This window comes from Streptomyces sp. NPDC087428, assembly GCF_044744085.1.
Taxonomy (GTDB): domain Bacteria; phylum Actinomycetota; class Actinomycetes; order Streptomycetales; family Streptomycetaceae; genus Streptomyces.
Genome location: NZ_JBIUXR010000001.1, coordinates 629773 through 644390, shown reverse-complemented (window position 1 = coordinate 644390; position 14618 = coordinate 629773). Strand labels below are relative to the sequence as shown.

General features: G+C 68.0%; 16 protein-coding genes and 1 tRNA gene. 11 read left to right on the top strand and 6 right to left on the bottom strand.

Going from position 1 to position 14618, the window contains the following annotated elements:
- The first annotated feature begins 1 nt into the window (after position 1).
- The 7 genes from ACIO3R_RS02935 to ACIO3R_RS02905 all read left to right on the top strand — a co-directional run bounded on the left by ACIO3R_RS02935 (position 2) and on the right by ACIO3R_RS02905 (position 5615).
- A complete protein-coding gene (locus ACIO3R_RS02935) occupies positions 2-583 on the top strand; it encodes a DUF2017 domain-containing protein (protein WP_385036353.1) in 582 nt (193 codons plus the stop codon).
- 340 nt (positions 584-923) lie between these two features.
- Complete coding sequence (locus ACIO3R_RS02930) at positions 924-2357, top strand: amino acid permease (protein ID WP_402102658.1); 1434 nt, start codon at positions 924-926, stop codon at positions 2355-2357.
- 111 nt (positions 2358-2468) lie between these two features.
- Positions 2469-2900: a M67 family metallopeptidase gene (locus ACIO3R_RS02925; RefSeq protein ID WP_363030239.1), complete on the top strand. Its 432-nt coding sequence runs from the start codon at positions 2469-2471 to the stop codon at positions 2898-2900.
- Between the two features lie 133 nt (positions 2901-3033).
- Positions 3034-3159: a putative leader peptide gene (locus tag ACIO3R_RS02920; protein ID WP_311305474.1), complete on the top strand. Its 126-nt coding sequence runs from the start codon at positions 3034-3036 to the stop codon at positions 3157-3159.
- A gap of 123 nt (positions 3160-3282) precedes the next feature.
- On the top strand, positions 3283-3561 hold the full coding sequence (locus tag ACIO3R_RS02915) for a MoaD/ThiS family protein (protein WP_363030237.1): 279 nt from the start codon (positions 3283-3285) through the stop codon (positions 3559-3561).
- Positions 3561-4511: a PLP-dependent cysteine synthase family protein gene (locus ACIO3R_RS02910; protein WP_385036351.1), complete on the top strand. Its 951-nt coding sequence runs from the start codon at positions 3561-3563 to the stop codon at positions 4509-4511. Before ACIO3R_RS02915 ends, ACIO3R_RS02910 begins: the two co-directional genes overlap by 1 nt.
- Positions 4512-4862: 351 nt before the next feature.
- A complete protein-coding gene (locus tag ACIO3R_RS02905) occupies positions 4863-5615 on the top strand; it encodes an MBL fold metallo-hydrolase (RefSeq protein ID WP_402102653.1) in 753 nt (250 codons plus the stop codon).
- Positions 5616-5709: 94 nt separating this feature from the next.
- Here ACIO3R_RS02905 and ACIO3R_RS02900 read toward each other — a convergent pair whose 3' ends face one another.
- Together ACIO3R_RS02900 and ACIO3R_RS02895 are read right to left on the bottom strand one after the other, a co-directional pair.
- Complete coding sequence (locus tag ACIO3R_RS02900; RefSeq protein WP_385041418.1) at positions 5710-6960, bottom strand: PTS transporter subunit EIIC; 1251 nt, start codon at positions 6958-6960, stop codon at positions 5710-5712.
- A 261-nt stretch (positions 6961-7221) separates the two neighbouring features.
- On the bottom strand, positions 7222-8532 hold the full coding sequence (locus tag ACIO3R_RS02895; protein ID WP_385041421.1) for a PTS transporter subunit EIIC: 1311 nt from the start codon (positions 8530-8532) through the stop codon (positions 7222-7224).
- A gap of 222 nt (positions 8533-8754) precedes the next feature.
- Between ACIO3R_RS02895 and ACIO3R_RS02890 the strand changes: the two genes are divergently transcribed.
- The 4 genes from ACIO3R_RS02890 to rdgB all read left to right on the top strand — a co-directional run bounded on the left by ACIO3R_RS02890 (position 8755) and on the right by rdgB (position 11055).
- Entirely contained in the window at positions 8755-8988 is a 234-nt protein-coding gene (locus ACIO3R_RS02890) for a glucose PTS transporter subunit EIIB (protein WP_019886687.1), read from the top strand.
- 168 nt (positions 8989-9156) lie between these two features.
- Positions 9157-9894 carry a ribonuclease PH gene (rph, locus tag ACIO3R_RS02885; RefSeq protein WP_385041425.1) on the top strand — a complete coding sequence of 246 codons (738 nt, stop codon included), beginning with the start codon at positions 9157-9159 and terminating at the stop codon, positions 9892-9894.
- Positions 9895-10027: 133 nt separating this feature from the next.
- Entirely contained in the window at positions 10028-10420 is a 393-nt protein-coding gene (locus tag ACIO3R_RS02880) for a hypothetical protein (RefSeq protein WP_385349408.1), read from the top strand.
- A gap of 32 nt (positions 10421-10452) precedes the next feature.
- Positions 10453-11055, top strand: a complete 603-nt coding sequence (rdgB, locus tag ACIO3R_RS02875; protein WP_385349411.1) for an RdgB/HAM1 family non-canonical purine NTP pyrophosphatase — start codon at positions 10453-10455, stop codon at positions 11053-11055.
- Positions 11056-11119: 64 nt separating this feature from the next.
- On the opposite strand, the gene ACIO3R_RS02870 is transcribed toward rdgB, so the two are convergent.
- From ACIO3R_RS02870 to bcp, 4 genes are all read right to left on the bottom strand, one after another.
- Positions 11120-11203 (bottom strand) — tRNA-Leu (locus tag ACIO3R_RS02870).
- Complete coding sequence (locus ACIO3R_RS02865) at positions 11194-12255, bottom strand: HNH endonuclease signature motif containing protein (protein ID WP_402102647.1); 1062 nt, start codon at positions 12253-12255, stop codon at positions 11194-11196. The genes ACIO3R_RS02870 and ACIO3R_RS02865 overlap by 10 nt, the downstream gene beginning before the upstream one ends.
- Positions 12256-12426: 171 nt before the next feature.
- Positions 12427-13923: a glycine betaine/L-proline transporter ProP gene (proP, locus tag ACIO3R_RS02860; RefSeq protein WP_385036271.1), complete on the bottom strand. Its 1497-nt coding sequence runs from the start codon at positions 13921-13923 to the stop codon at positions 12427-12429.
- Between the two features lie 129 nt (positions 13924-14052).
- A complete protein-coding gene (bcp, locus tag ACIO3R_RS02855) occupies positions 14053-14520 on the bottom strand; it encodes a thioredoxin-dependent thiol peroxidase (RefSeq protein ID WP_363023154.1) in 468 nt (155 codons plus the stop codon).
- Positions 14521-14618: the final 98 nt, after the last annotated feature.

Genomic DNA, 14618 nt, shown 5'->3' with positions numbered 1-14618 from the left:
CATGGCCGGCCACTTCGAGGCCACCCCCGGCGGCGGCGCGGCCGTCGCGCTCGACGAGGTGGAGATCGCGATCCTGCGCTCCCTCGCCGTCCAGCTGCTGGAGCTCATCGGCCCCGGCGACGAACCCGCCGAGGGCGAGGACCCGCTCGCCGCGCTCTTCGCCGAGGGCCCCAGCGAACCGCCCGCCGACCCGGCCCTGGCCCGCCTCTTCCCCGAGGCCTACGGTGACGGGGACGACGAACTGCGCGCCGCTTCCGCCGAGTTCCGCCGCTTCACCGAGAACGACCTGCGCACCCGCAAGCGCGACGACGCCCTCGTCGTCGTACGCACCCTGGACGGGCTCACTCCCGCCGGGGACGGAGCCGTGCTCCGCCTCACCGCCGAGGAGTGCCGCAGCTGGCTGGGGTCCCTCAACGACCTGCGGCTGACCATCGGTGCCCGGCTGGAGGTCTCCGACGAGGACGGCGGCGAGGAGGGTTCCCTCTACCGGCTCCCCGACAGCGACCCGCGCAAGCCCATGGTCATGGCCTATCTCTGGCTGGGCGCGCTCCAGGAAACGCTCATCGAGACCCTGATGCCGTAACGCGGCTCCGCCGCGTGGCCGCACCTGATCCGCACTCCGTGTTCGCTCAATGGACGCTCAATGGACGCTCAAATCCGAATAACGATCACGTCACCTGATCGGCCTTCTTTGCCGTGAGCTGAACCCCTTGTCCGCCTTTTCCTGTGGTGTGCGCCACATATTTCCCGTTTGATCGGCGTTGTGACCGTGATAAATCTTCACGACCACTCGGGGACGCCACCCCTGTTCCCGAGGGCGCTATCGGCCGGTGACCACCGGCGGCACTCCATCCGTATCCGGGGGGATCAGGACCTGATCCGCAGCCGCAAGGCGCGGATCGGCGTGGAGAAAGGCGCACCACATGACATCGGCGAAGGTCGAAGAAGGACAGGAAGAACCACAGGCCGCGGCAGCGGACGGGGCCTCGGGCGAGGGCTACCAGCGCGCCCTCGGGGCACGCCAGATCCAGATGATTGCGATCGGCGGCGCCATCGGCACCGGCCTCTTCCTCGGCGCCGGCAAGGCCATCTCCAAGGCGGGCCCCAGCCTCGTCCTGGCCTATGCCGTCGCGGGCCTGGTGATCTTCTTCATCATGCGGGCCCTGGGCGAACTCCTCATGTACCGCCCGGTCTCGGGCTCCTTCTCGGAGTACGCCCGCGAATTCATCGGGCCCTTCGCAGGCTTTGTCACCGGCTGGACGTACTGGCTGTTCTGGGTCGTCACCGGAATCACCGAAGTCACCGCGGCAGCCCAGTACATGACCTTCTGGTTCGGCATTCCCCCATGGGTGTCCGCACTGATCTTCACGATCATTCTGTACGGCGTGAACCTGATCTCCGTGAAGGTCTTCGGCGAACTCGAATTCTGGTTCTCGATGGTCAAGGTCACCGCGATCGTCGGCATGATCCTCATCTGCGCCGGAATCCTCACCGTCGGCTTCTCCGACGCCGGTGACTCCGCCTCCGTCACCCACCTCTGGGCCGACGGCGGCTTCTTCCCGCACGGCATCTCGGGCACCCTGATGACCCTGCAGATCGTGATGTTCGCCTTCCTCGCCGTCGAACTCGTCGGCGTCACCGCGGGCGAGTCCAAGGACCCGAAGAGCGTCCTGCCCAAGGCGATCAACACCGTGCCGTGGCGCATCGCCGTCTTCTACGTCGGCGCCCTCGTCATGATCCTCTCGGTGGTCCCCTGGACCGAGTTCCAGCCGGGCGTCTCGCCCTTCGTCGCCGCGTTCCAGAAGATGGGCCTCGGCCTCGGCGCCGGCATCGTCAACTTCGTCGTCCTCACCGCGGCGCTCTCCTCCTGCAACTCCGGCATGTACTCCACCGGCCGCATGCTGCGCGACCTCGCGCTCAACGGACAGGGCCCGAACGCCTTCACCCGGCTGACCAGGAGCGGCACCCCGCTCGTCGGCACCACCGTCTCGGCCGCCCTCATGCTCGTCGGCGTCTGGATCAACTACCAGTGGCCCGGGGACGCCTTCACCTACGTCGTCTCCTTCGCCACCATCTCCGGCATGTGGGCCTGGATCATGATCCTGGTCAGCCAGATCCGCTACCGCCGGCTGGCCGACCGCGGAGTCCTCCCGCAGTCCGGCTTCCGGGCCCCCGGAGCCCCGTACACCAGCGTCTTCGCCCTCGCCTTCATCGGCATGGTCATCGTCATGATGGGCATCGACAAGGACGCCAGGATCTCGCTGTACTGCGCGCCCCTGTGGGCCCTGATCCTCGGCGTCTCGTACGTGGTGCTCAAGGCCCGCAACCCCGGGAACAAGGCCTTCGCCGGCCGCTGAGACCACCGGCGCCCCCCTGCCGGGCAGCCGCCCCAAGGGTCGCGTCCACGATGCGGGCCCCCTCGTACCACTCCTCGGTACACGGGGGCCCGTCGTCCTATCCTGGGCGCCATGCTGACCATCACCCAGGCGCTGTACGACCAGATCGTCGCGCACTCCCGCGCCGACCACCCCGACGAGGCGTGCGGCGTGGTCGCCGGGCCGGCCGGAACGGACCGCGCCGAACGCTTCATCCCCATGCTCAACGCGGCCCGCTCGCCCACGTTCTACGAATTCGACTCCGCCGATCTCCTCAAGCTCTACCGCGACATGGACGACCGCGACGAGGAACCCGTGATCGTCTACCACTCGCACACGGCGACCGAGGCCTACCCCTCCCGCACCGACGTCACGTACGCCAACGAACCCGGCGCCCACTACGTCCTCGTGTCGACCGCCGACGCCGACGACGCGGGGCCCTTCCAGTTCCGCTCGTACCGCATCGTGGACGGCGAGATCACCGAGGAGGACGTCGAGATCGTCGACGCCCACAGCGCCGCCTGACCCCGGCCACCGGGATCCGCTTCAGCGGCCGGACAGGGCCGCCACCGCGGCCCTGTCCACCTGTCGAACGCCCACCATCCACCAACTGAGATCACATTCCGGATTCCGGACCGGGAATCGATACGATGAGCGCATGGTTCTCCATGACGTGAGCGACAAGACGCCGGGCACGCTGCTCGTGGCGCGCCTGCACGTCGATCTGTGCCGGCTCTCCAGCGCGATCTGTACGAACCATCGGACCGCCGGCCGCGAGGCCTGAGCCGGGCCGACGCCCGGCGCCGCCCCGGCCGGGCGCCACCCACACACGTACCACCCCGCGCGGGGGCACAGCCGCGCGTCCCACGCCCACCGCCACCACTCCGCTTCGACAGGAGCCCACGCCATGGCCATCGAGGTCCGCATCCCGACCATCCTCCGCACCTACACCGACGGCGCCAAGGCCGTCGAGGCCAACGGAGAGACCCTCGCCGACCTCTTCAAGGACCTGGAGACCCGCCACGCGGGCATCCGTGAGCGCATCGTCGACGGCGAGGAACTCCGCCGCTTCGTGAACGTGTACCTCAACGACGAGGACGTCCGCTTCCTCGACGGCATCTCCACCAAGCTCAGCGACGGCGACAGCATCACCATCCTCCCGGCCGTCGCCGGCGGCATGAACTGATGCGCTACGACAGCCCGCTCGCCGCAGTGGGCAACACCCCGCTCGTCCGCCTGCCGCGGCTGTCACCGTCGGACGACGTCCGCATCTGGGCCAAGCTGGAGGACCGCAACCCCACCGGCTCGATCAAGGACCGCCCCGCGCTCCACATGGTCGAGCAGGCGGAGAAGGACGGCCGGCTCACCCCCGGCTGCACCATCCTCGAACCCACCAGCGGCAACACCGGCATCTCGCTCGCCATGGCGGCCACGCTCAAGGGCTACCGCATCGTCTGCGTCATGCCCGAGAACACCTCGCAGGAACGGCGCGACCTGCTCACCATGTGGGGCGCCGAGATCATCTCCTCCCCGGCGGCCGGCGGCTCCAACACCGCCGTCCGCGTCGCCAAGGAGCTGTCGGCGCAGCACCCCGACTGGGTGATGCTCTACCAGTACGGCAACCCGGACAACGCGGGCGCCCACTACGCCACCACCGGCCCGGAGATCCTCGCCGACCTCCCGTCGATCACCCACTTCGTGGCGGGCCTCGGCACGACGGGCACGCTCATGGGCGTGGGCCGCTATCTGCGCGAGCACGTCGAGGGCATCAAGATCGTCGCGGCCGAGCCGCGCTACGACGACCTGGTCTACGGCCTGCGCAACCTCGACGAGGGCTTCGTCCCCGAGCTCTACGACGCCTCGGTCCTCACCACCCGCTTCTCCGTCGGCTCCGCCGACGCCGTCACCCGCACCCGCGAGCTCCTCCAGCAGGAGGGCATCTTCGCGGGCGTCTCCACCGGCGCCGCGCTGCACGCCGCGATCGGCGTGGGCAACAAGGCGGTCAAGGCCGGCGAACCGGCCGACATCGTCTTCGTCGTCGCCGACGGCGGCTGGAAGTACCTGTCCACGGGCGTGTACACGGCGCCCACGACGGAGGCCGCGATCGAGACCCTTCAGGGCCAGCTCTGGGCGTAGGCCCGCCCGCCGTACTCACCCCGGACGCCGGGGGCCCGGACCACACCGGTCCGGGCCCCCGGCGTCCGTCGTTCCCCGGGGCGCTGCCCCCGGACCCCCGCTCCCCAATCGCGGGAGCGACCCGATTCGCCCGGCACCCCGGTTACCGGAAGAGGCGGGGAAGGGGCCAAGGCCCGCCGCGGGCGACCCACTCGGCGCCCCCTTCCATCGAACCGGTGACAGCGCAGGTGAGTTCCCCCACAACGGCAGGCCCCGGAGGAGCGACCAGGTCTTTCGCGCCTTACGCTCAACAAACCGCTCCACGAACCGCACGAACCCTCCCCGTTCCCACGTCTCGGAGGTTCACGCTCCATGAAGCTCACCGTCGTCGGATGCTCCGGCTCGTTCCCGTCCGCGGGATCGGCATGCTCGAGCTACCTCGTAGAGGCCGACGGCTTCCGGCTGCTCCTCGACATGGGCAACGGCGCCCTCGGCGAGCTGCAGCGCCATGTCGGTCTCTACGACCTCGACGCCATCTTCCTCAGCCACCTCCATGCCGATCACTGCATCGACATGTGCGCGTACTTCGTCGTCCGCTACTACCCGCACGACGGCGGACGCCCGGCCCCCATCCCGGTCTACGGTCCCGACGGCACGGAGCAGCGGCTCACCACCGCCCACGCCGACACCCCGTCCGACCACGCGATGGGCGAGGTCTTCGACTTCCACACGCTGAAGCCGGGATCGTTCGAGATCGGCCCCTTCTCGGTCCGTACGGAGAAGCTCCGCCACCCCGTCGAGACGTTCGGCATCCGCATCGAGCACGGCGGCAGGTCGCTCACGTACTCGGGGGACACCGGCACCTGCGAGGCCCTGGACGAGCTGGCCGAGGGCGTCGACCTCTTCCTCTGCGAGGCGTCGTTCGTCCACGGCAAGGAGGACATCCCGGACCTCCACCTCAACGGCCGCGAGGCGGGCGAGCTCGCCGCCCGCGCCGGGGTGGGGCGCCTGGTCCTCACCCACATCCCGCCGTGGACCGACGCCGGCCGCAACCTGTGCGACGCCCGCGAGGTCTTCGACGGCCCGACGGAGCTGGCGGTCCCGGGCGCGGTCTACGAGATCTGACGCGTCCCGCGTACGTACGTCACGTACGACGGAGCCCTCACCTTCCCGGCGGGAAGGTGAGGGCTCCGTCATGTGCGGGGGACGGGACGGTGGCTTACGCCTTCGTCAGGTCCTCGACCTCTTCCTCGGGCTCACGGCCCGGGGTGGTGAGGTTGAACTTGCTGATGGCGAAGCGGAAGAGCACGTAGTAGAGCGCTCCGAAGACGAGACCGATCGGGATGATCAGCCACGGCTTCGTCGCCAGGTTCCAGTTCAGCGCGTAGTCGATGAAGCCCGCCGAGAACGTGAACCCGGCGTGCACGCCGAGCGCCCAGGTGACGGCCATCGAGATGGCGGTCAGGACGGCGTGGATCGCGTAGAGCAGCGGCGCGATGAACATGAACGAGAACTCGATCGGCTCGGTCACACCGGTGACGAACGAGGTCAGCGCGAGGGAGACCATCATGCCCATCACGGCCTTGCGGCGCTCGGGGCGAGCGGCGTGGGCGATGGCGATGGCTGCGGCCGGGAGGCCGAACATCATGATCGGGAAGAAGCCCGACATGAACTGACCGGCGGTCGGGTCACCGGCGAAGAACCGGTTCAGGTCACCGTGCACGACGGCGCCCGTGGCGTCGGTGAAGTCACCCAGCTGGAACCAGGAGACGGTGTTGACGAACTGGTGCATGCCGACGGGGATCAGCGCGCGGTTGATCAGGCCGAAGAGGCCGGCGCCGAAGGAGCCGAGGCCGGTCATCCACTCGCCGAAGCTGGCTATGCCGTCACCGATGGGCTCCCAGACCAGGCCGAAGAACACACCGAAGATCACGCCGACGAAGGCCATGATGATCGGGACGAGGCGGCGGCCGTTGAAGAAGCCGAGCCAGTCGACCAGCTTGGTGCGGTGGAACTTCTGCCACAGGATCGCCGTGACGAGACCCATCAGGATGCCGCCGAGGACACCTGGGTTGTTGTAGGTCGCCGCAGTGTCCTCGCCCTTCTGGATCACCGCTTCGGTGACCGGGAAGGCCTTCAGGACGTTGCTGTAGACCAGGAAGCCGACGAGGCCGGCCAGCGCGGTGGAGCCGTCCGACTTCTTGGCGAAGCCGATGGCGACACCGATGCAGAAGAGCATCGGAAGGTTGTCGAAGACCGCGCTGCCCGCGGTGGCGAACACGGAGGCGACTTTGTGCCAGCCGAGGCCGTCGTCACCGAAGACGTCGGGCTGGCCGAGACGGAGCAGAATGCCCGCGGCCGGCAGCACGGCGATCGGCAGCTGGAGGCTGCGTCCCACCTTCTGCAGGCCCTGGAACAGGCCGGAGCCCCGCTTCTTCGCGGGGGCCGCCGTGGCGGTGGCCGTACTCATCAACTTCCTCCAGTAGGCAAGGCGCCGCCAGGGACAGGGTTTTTTTGGTGGGCGACGACTCGGAGAAACGTGGCGGAACGCCACGTGGTCTGGACCACTCAGTGGTGTAGACCAGTTTTAGCACGGTGAGGGTTAGATAAGGAACCTGCAATTTCCGACTACTTCGCAGTAGCCATCGCCCACGCACGGTGACATGCCGAAGGCCCCCGGACCGTGTGGTCCGAGGGCCTGGCCGAGCGGGGATATGGCCCCGTTCGACGGCTACTTCGTGAGGTTGCTCTCGATTTCTTCCTCCACCTCGTCGGGCTCACGGCCCGGGGTCTGGAGGTTGAACCTGGTGATCGCGAACCGGAAGATCACGTAGTACAGCACGGCGAACGCCAGGCCGATCGGGATGATCAGCCAGGGTTTGGTGGCCAGACTCCAGTTGATGACGTAGTCGATCAGACCCGCGGAGAAGCTGAAACCGTCCTTCACGCCGAGCGCCCACGAGAGCGCCATCGACACACCCGTCAGCACCGCGTGGATCGCGTACAGCACGGGCGCGACGAACAGGAACGAGTACTCGAGCGGCTCCGTGATCCCCGTCACGAACGACGTCAGGCCGACCGACACCATCAGCCCGCCGACCGCCTTGCGGCGATGCGGCTTCGCGCAGTGGTAGATCGCCAGCGCCGCCGCTGGCAGGGCGAACATCATGATCGGGAAGAAGCCCGTGGTGAACTGACCGGCCGTCGGGTCACCCGCCAGGAACCGGTTGATGTCACCGTGCACGACCGTCCCGTCCGCCTTGGTGAAGTCACCGAACTGGAACCAGACGAACGTGTTCAGGAACTGGTGCATACCGATCACCAGCAAGGCGCGGTTGGCCACACCGAAGATGCCCGACCCCAGCCAGTTCAGGTCCACCAGCCACTTGGAGAAGCTCGTCAGACCGTCACCGATCGGCTGCCACAGCCACGCGCACAACGCCGCGAAGAGCAGGGCCACGAACGCCATGATGATCGGGACGAGCCGCCGGCCGTTGAAGAACCCCAGCCAGTCCACCAGCTTGACCCGGTGGAACCGCTGCCAGAACCAGGCCGACATCAGCCCCATCACGATCCCGCCGAACACCCCCGGGTTCTGGTACGCGGCCGCCGTCACCTCCGCGCCTTCCGTGACACACGTACCGAACCAGGTGCCGCCCGACACGAACGTCGAACCGCCCCCGCAGTCCACGGGGAAGGCATGCAGCACCGCGTAGTAGACGAGGAAGCCCGTCACCGCCGCCAGAGCGGTCGAACCGTCCGACTTCTTCGCCATGCCGATCGCGACACCGACACAGAACAACAGGGGAAGACCGAGCCCGGAGTCGAGCAGCGCACCACCGGCGGCCGCGAACACCTTCGCGACATTGGTCCAGCCGAGACCGTCGTCACCGAAGACGTCCGGCTGGCCGAGCCGGTTGAGAATGCCCGCCGCCGGCAGTACGGCGATCGGCAGCTGAAGACTTCGCCCCATCTTCTGGAGGCCCTGGAACAGGCCGTTCCACCACTGCTTCTGTGGGATCGCTGCGCTGCTGGAGCTCATCGGCGTCCTCCCGGAACAAAGCACGATTGGGGGTCGTTGCAGACTGGTGTAGACCAGTTGCGGTACGGTGCGGAGCCCGCCCGGAAGACAGGGCGCCGGTGACCGTCATCATTGGCGATGGCTCGGCTGCTCGCTCGCGAAGTTGGGCCAACCGTGCGTTACCGTGACGAAACGGACCCATGGTGGGCCGTCACATGTACGTGAAGAACCAGGGAGAAGGCCATGGCCAGCAAGGCTGAGAAGATCGTCGCCGGGCTCGGCGGAATCGACAACATCGAAGAGGTCGAAGGCTGCATCACCCGCCTCCGTACCGAGGTCATCGACCCGAGCAAGGTCGACGAAGCCGCGCTCAAGGCCGCCGGCGCCCACGGCGTCGTCAAGATGGGCACCGCGATCCAGGTCGTCATCGGCACCGACGCCGACCCCATCGCCGCGGACATCGAAGACATGATGTGACCCACCGCTGAACCCGTACGGGCCCACCGGCCCGGACACCCCGCAGGCCCCGCCCCCACCAGGACGGGGCCTGCGGCGCACCCGCCGGCAGACACCCCCGCCCACACCGGAACAGCCCACTCCCCACACCGGAACAGCCCACTCCCCGCACCCGATAAAGTCGACGCCATGTCTCGTATCGACGGCCGCACCCCCGACCAGCTCCGCCCCGTCACCATCGAACGCGGATGGAGCAAGCACGCCGAAGGATCCGTACTCGTCTCCTTCGGCGACACCAAAGTCTTCTGCACCGCCTCCGTCACCGAAGGCGTCCCGCGCTGGCGCAAGGGCAGCGGCGAAGGCTGGGTCACCGCCGAGTACTCCATGCTGCCCCGCTCCACCAACACCCGCGGCGACCGCGAATCCGTACGCGGCAAGATCGGCGGCCGCACGCACGAGATCAGCCGCCTCATCGGCCGCTCCCTGCGCGCCGTCATCGACTACAAGGCCCTCGGCGAGAACACCATCGTCCTGGACTGCGACGTCCTCCAGGCCGACGGCGGCACCCGCACCGCCGCCATCACCGGCGCCTACGTCGCCCTCGCCGACGCCATCGCCTGGGGCCAGGCCAAGAAGATCATCAAGCACGGCCGCAAGCCGCTGACCGGCACCGTTTCCGCCATCAGCGTCGGCATCGTCGACGGCACCCCCCTCCTCGACCTCTGCTACGAGGAGGACGTCCGCGCCGAGACCGACATGAACGTCGTCTGCACCGGCGACGGCCGCTTCGTCGAGATCCAGGGAACCGCCGAGGCCGAACCCTTCGACCGCAACGAACTCAACGCCCTCCTCGACCTCGCCACCGCGGGCTGCGTCGACCTCACCACGTTCCAGAACGACGCCCTCACCCGCACCCTCGGCGCCTGACGAGCGCGTTGGCACGGGCGCGGGGCCGGGTAAAGAGGCAACCAAGTACCCACCCCACAGCGTCGATACGAGTACGGGCGCACGGGTCGAACCGTGCGCCCGTCCGCGTATCCGCACCCGGGGAGGGCACACCATGGCCGCGCGCCACCGACGCCACCGCACCGCACTGGCCATCACCACCGCACTGCTCACCGCCACCGCCGCAGCCGGCTGCGGCGCCCTCGACAAGGCGATCGACTGCGTACAGACCGCCGACGCCATCGCCACCAGCGTGGACAACCTCCAGCAGGCCGTCTCCAACGCCTCGAACGACCCCGCTCAGGCCTCCGAAGCCCTCGACGACATCGAGAAGGAACTCGGGCACCTCGGCGACAAGACCGACAACGCCGACCTCGGCAAGGCCGTCGGCGACCTCAGGGACGGCGTCGGCAACGTGCGTGACTCCATCGACAAGGGCGACGAGACTCCCGACATCACCCCGGTCACCGACGCGGCCAAGGAGATCGGCAAGGTCTGCACCCCGTAACCCCCGACGGCACGGGCGGCGATAATCGAGACATGACCCGCCTCATCCTCGCCACCCGCAACGCCGGGAAGATCACCGAACTCCACGCGATCCTCGCCGACGCAGGCCTCACCCACGAACTCGTCGGCGCGGACACGTACCCGGAGATCCCCGACGTCAAGGAAACCGGCGTCACCTTCGCCGAGAACGCCCTCCTCAAGGCCCACGCCCTCGCACAGGCCACCGGCCACCCCGCCATCGCCGACGACTCCGGCCTCTGCGTCGACGTGCTCGGCGGCGCCCCCGGCATCTTCTCGGCCCGCTGGGCCGGCACCCACGGCGACGACCGGGCCAACCTGGACCTGCTCCTGGCCCAGCTCTCCGACATCGACGCACCCCACCGCGCCGCCCACTTCGCCTGCGCCGCCGCCCTCGCGCTCCCCGACGGCACGGAACGCGTGGTCGAGGGCCGCCTCCTGGGCACCCTGCGCCACACCCCGTCCGGCACCCACGGCTTCGGCTACGACCCGATCCTCCAGCCGGAGGGCGAGACCCGGACCTGTGCGGAGCTGACCCCGGCGGAGAAGAACGCGATCAGCCACCGCGGTCTGGCGTTCCGGGCACTGGTGCCGGTGGTGCGGGAGCTTGTGGGGTGAGCTCGCTGAAACGCTGAGGGCCCGGTTCGCGTCAACGCGAACCGGGCCCTCAGATATGGATCCGTGCGGCCGGTGGGATTCGAACCCACACAGGATTTCTCCCAGATGCCCCTAAAACACCCGCCGATACCAGTTGGGCTACGGCCGCATACCCAAATCCATCGTAGCGGGCCGGGGTGTTCGTGGCATAGAGAGGTCGCTGCGCGGCGACTCGGAGCCGCCGGTCTTCTTCCGGCACCAGGTTTCTGTGAGCGCGTGGCAGTTGGGGCAGAGGTAGCGAAGGTTCTCGGCTCGGTTGTCGAGCCAGTCACCGTTGATGTGATCGATCTGAAGCGTGAAGGACTGCCTCAGCCACTTGCCCCGATTGCCGCAGGACTCGCAGCGGTACGCGACTCCGATCTCCCGCAGGGCGCGGTGAAGCCGCTCCCGGTTCGTACGGACCGACCCCTGCGGTCTGATCACCAAGGTCGTCGGTGCGATGGCCTTGGGCTCGCGCACCTGAACCGAAGCCCAAGGGCGTCGCGTGAAGTGGCTCGTGTCGAGCTTCAGCTGAAGAACCTTGCGCCGTACGCGTCGGTGGTTCGTGTCCTTGACCTCAAGACCGAGTGCGCGCATGACGTCCGCGTAACTGGTGGCTCGCGGAACTGCGTCCCGCAGGATGTCCTCCGGAATCGAGAGGCGTGCGTTGCGGAAGTGTCCGGTATCGATCCCTCTCCTGCGTAGCAGGCGCGCCAGCGCTGAGCGTGACTGACTGTCGTCGCCCACTCCAAGGTTTCGTGCCACTCCGCGGATGCTGTCGGCGGTGCGCGCGGCCGTCTCCAGCTCCTCCGGGGTGAACATCAGATCCATGTGCGGACGGTTCATGCCAGGGAAGTGGCTGACATCGATTCCCGCGGCTGCGATGCGGCGGCTCAGGTGGGAGAGCGTGCCACTGGCTGGTGGCGCACCGAGCTTGGTGACGACCTCGCGCAGTGACGAGGATGACGCGACGGCGGCCGCGATGGCCGCGTCCGGGTACTTTCGCCACGGGCTGCGCTGCTTGAAGTGGGCTGTGTCCAGACGGTGTCCGGCCACCTTCTCCTGCAGCACGCGCCGCTGGCCGCCGTTCTTCCTGAGCCCGAGCCGGCGCATCAGATCTGTCCAGTTCCGGGACTCGGCGACGGCGGCGGCGAGCCTCCCCGGTTCGTAGACGTCAGACATGGTCCTCCCTTGCCGCATCCGGCCGCGCGTTCGCAGCCTCGTACGGAACAACGAACCGTTTATCGGAGGGACACGTCCGATATCCGACAAGATGCGGAATGACCCGCCCCGCTTCAGCGACGGCTGAAGCGAAGCGGGCCATCCGTGAGGCGCGCTCCCCGGGGAACGGGATCAGAACTTCGGGTCCGGTGTCTGGTTCGCGACCAGTTCCTCCGCTTCCTCGGTCGTCTCCACCGAGGGCGGCGAGCCGTCCAGGGGCTTGTTCGCCGTCTCCTTCATGCAGGCCACGGCGATCACGCCGACCACGGCCGCGCCCATCGCGTAGTACGCCGGCATCAGGTTGGTGCCGGACACGCTGATCAGGGCCGTGATGACGAACGGGGTCGTACCGCCGAAGATCGACGCCGACAGGTTGTAGCCCACCGACAGGGAGCCGTAGCGGACCTGGGTGGGGAACAGGGCCGGGAGGGCGGCGGACATGGTGCCGAGCATGCAGACCAGGGAGAGGCCCAGCATCAGCATGCCGATGGTGACGGCCGGGATGCTGCCCTGCCGGATGAGCAGGAAGGCGGGGAGGGAGAGGACCAGGAAGCCGAGCATGCCCGTCATCAGGAGCGGCTTGCGGCCGAAGCGGTCGGAGAGCTTGCCGACCTGGCTGATGATCAGCATCAGGAAGACCATGACGCCGAGCAGGATGAGCAGTCCGTGGGTCTCGCTGTAGCCGAGCTCGTCGGAGAGGTACGTCGGCATGTACGACAGCAGCATGTAGTCGGTGATGTTGTACGCGCCGACCAGGCAGATGCAGAGGATCAGCGTCGGCCAGTAGTCGCGGAAGATCTTGGCGAGGTCGCCCTTGGCGCTCGTCTCGACGCCGTCCGCCGCTTCGGAGGCGTGTGCCGTGCCGCCCTCCAGCTTCTGGAAGGCCGGGGTCTCGTCGAGGCGCAGCCGCAGGTAGAGGCCGACGAGGCCGAGCGGGCCGGCGACGAGGAAGGGGATGCGCCAGCCCCAGGTCTCCATCTGTCCGGTGTCCAGGAGCGCGTAGAGCAGGGTGACCAGTCCCGAGGCTCCGACGTAGCCGGCGAGGGTGCCGAATTCGAGGAAGCTGCCGAAGTAGCCGCGTCGCTTGTCGGGGGCGTACTCGGCGATGAAGGTGGAGGCGCCGCCGTACTCGCCGCCGGTCGAGAAGCCCTGGAGCATCCGGAAGAAGATGAGCAGGATCGGGGCCCATACGCCGATGGAGCCGTGGGAGGGGATGAGCCCGATCGCGAAGGTGCCGATCGCCATCATGATCATGGTGAGGGCGAGGATCTTCTTGCGGCCGACCTTGTCGCCCATGGGGCCGAAGAACATGCCACCGAGGGGGCGGACGAGGAAGGCGACGGCGAAGGTCGCGAAGGAGGAGAGGAGCTGGGTGGTGTCGCTCCCCGACGGGAAGAAGACGTGCCCCAGGGTGGCGGCCATGTAGGAGTAGATGCCGAAGTCGAACCACTCCATGGCGTTGCCGAGCGAGGCGGCCTTGACGGCTCGCTTGACGGCCTGGTCGTCCGTGACGGTGATGTCCGTCCGGCGCAGCTTCGGGTTCTTGCGCTTGCGGATGGCCCGGAAGAGAGCGGGGTGGCGTTTGACCGCTTCGGGATCGGCCGCCTGGTGGGGGTCGGAGGCCGCCATGGCCGGGTCCTTTCCTCGGTGGGTGTTCCAGGGAAGGCTTCTGCGCGGTCATGGCGGTCGCAAACCGAATCGGCGAGAGATTGGGATGTCCATCACATTTTTTCGGCCATTCGGCCCAATCTGTGGTGGTCAGATGCCGAGGTCCCTGATGATCTTGGCGACGTGGCCGGTGGCCTTGACGTTGTAGAACGCGTGCTCGACCTTGCCCTGTTCGTCGACGACGATCGTGGAGCGGATGACGCCCGTCACCGTTTTGCCGTAGAGCTTCTTCTCGCCGAAGGCGCCGTAGGCCTCCAGGGTTTCCTTGGACGGGTCGCCGACGAGGGTGACCTTGAGGTTCTCCTTCTCGCGGAACTTGGCGAGCTTCTCGGGCTTGTCGGGGGAGACGCCGATGACGTCGTATCCGGCGCCGGCCAGGAGGTCGAGGTTGTCGGTGAAGTCGCAGGCCTGCTTGGTGCAGCCGGGGGTGAGGGCGGCGGGGTAGAAGTAGACGATGACTTTGCGGCCCTTGTGGTCGGCGAGCGCGATGTCCTTGCCGTCGGCGTCGGGAAGGGTGAAGGCGGGGGCGGTGTCGCCGGGCTGGAGTCGCTCGCTCATGGTTCTCCTCGTTGGTACGTGGGGTGTACGGGACCGAGAGTAATAGGGGTGCCGCCGGGTGCGGGAGCGGTCGAGCTGACAGACTGTCGATGAAGGTT